Genomic DNA, 1,707 nt, shown 5'->3' with positions numbered 1-1,707 from the left:
CCTCTATGACGAGGTGATGCCGATCGCCGGGCCCGAGGGCATCAAATGGGCCAGGGAACTGGCGCGGAAAGAGGGCATCTTCACCGGCATTTCCGGCGGCGCCACCTTCGCCGTGGCACGGCAGGTCGCGGAGAAGGCGCCGGCCGGGGCGGTGATCCTGTGCATGCTGCCCGACACCGGCGAGCGCTACATGTCGACGCCGCTGTTCGATGGCATCGAGGCCGAGATGGATGCCGAGGAGGCCGCCCTGTCGCGCTCGACGCCCGGCTGCCAGTTCCCGGCGACTTGACGGGAGATCTGGTATGGACGCCATGCAAGAAAACCTCGGCCTGGTGGCCGAGGAAACGCTCGATCCCCCGGACTGGGCCGATGTACAGGCCCTGTCGCACCGCGTCATCGACGATGCGGTCGATTATCTCCGCGATGTGCGCGACCGCCCGGTCTGGCGGGAGATGCCGGCCGATGTGAGAGAGGCCTTCGCGGCACCGCTGCCGCGTTCGCCGGCACCGCTTGCCGCCGTCTATGGCGAGGTCTCGCGCACGGTGATGTCCTATCCGATGGGCAACACCCATCCGCGCTTCTGGTCCTGGTACATGGGGTCGAGCAACTTCACCGGCGCGCTCGGCGATTTCCTGGCGGCCATCCAGGGCTCCAACCTCGGCGGCGGCAACCACGCGGCCGGGCTGATGGACAGCCAGGTGGTGAACTGGTGCAAGCAGATGCTGGGCTTTCCGGCTTCTGCCGCCGGCACGCTGGTCAGCGGCGGCTCGATGGCCAACATCATAGGGCTGACCGTGGCGCGCAACGTCAAGGCCGGCATCGACGTGCGCGAGCATGGCGTTGCTGCCATCGAGAAGCCGCTGCGCTTCTACGGCTCGGAGCAGATACACTCGTGCCACCGCAAGGCGATGGAGGCACTCGGCCTCGGCAACCGGGCACTGCGCCGCATCCCGACCGATAGCGGGCTGCGCATCGATATCGCTGCCTTGCGTGCGGCGATCACTGAGGACCGCGCAGCAGGGTTCAAGCCGGCCTGCGTCATCGGTACGGCCGGCACCGTCAACACCGGGGCGATCGACGATTTGCAGGCGCTTGCGAAGCTGGCACATGAGGAAGGCCTCTGGTTCCATGTCGACGGCTGCATCGGCGCGCTGATCGCCATTGCGCCTGAAAACGCGCATCGCGTCGCCGGCATCGAACGGGCGGATTCGGTCGCGCTCGATCCGCACAAATGGCTGCACGCCCCATTTGAGGTCGGCTGCGCCCTGGTCAGGGATGCCGCCGCGCATCGCGGGACCTTCGCTGTGACGCCGGAATATCTGGAATCGACGCCGCGCGGCCTCGCTTCCGGCGAATGGCTGCACGACTACGGCCTGCAGACGTCGCGCGGTTTCCGCGCGCTGAAGGTGTGGATGGCGCTGAAGGAGCACGGCGTCGAGAAATTCGGCCGCCTGATCGACCAGAACATTGCCCAGGCTGTCTATCTTGCCGGCTTGATCGAGGCCGCGCCACAATTGCAGCTGGCGGCATCGCCGACCGTCAACATCGTCTGCTTCCGCTATCAGCCCGGTCTGACAGGCGAGGCTCTGAAGACGCTCAACACGGAGGTCATGCTGCGGCTGCAGGAACAGGGCATTGCGGCCCTTTCGGACACCACGGTGCATGGCGAGCACTGGTTGCGCGTGGCGATCACCAATCATCGCACAC

At 66.5% G+C, this 1,707-nt stretch carries 1 protein-coding gene and 1 pseudogene; both read left to right on the top strand.

Translation table 11 applies throughout. The annotated features are described in order from the left end of the window. Positions 1 to 289 (top strand): annotated as a pseudogene (locus tag EN750_RS33015) (pyridoxal-phosphate dependent enzyme); the annotation flags it as partial. 13 nt (positions 290 to 302) lie between these two features. Beyond that, positions 303 to 1,707 (top strand): aspartate aminotransferase family protein (locus EN750_RS33010; RefSeq protein ID WP_145968146.1); only part of this gene is annotated, 1,405 nt, incomplete at its 3' end.

This window comes from Mesorhizobium sp. M7A.F.Ca.ET.027.03.2.1, from assembly GCF_003999175.1.
In the GTDB taxonomy this organism is placed as follows: Bacteria; Pseudomonadota; Alphaproteobacteria; order Rhizobiales; family Rhizobiaceae; genus Mesorhizobium.
This window is presented reverse-complemented; position numbering and strand designations above follow the sequence as displayed.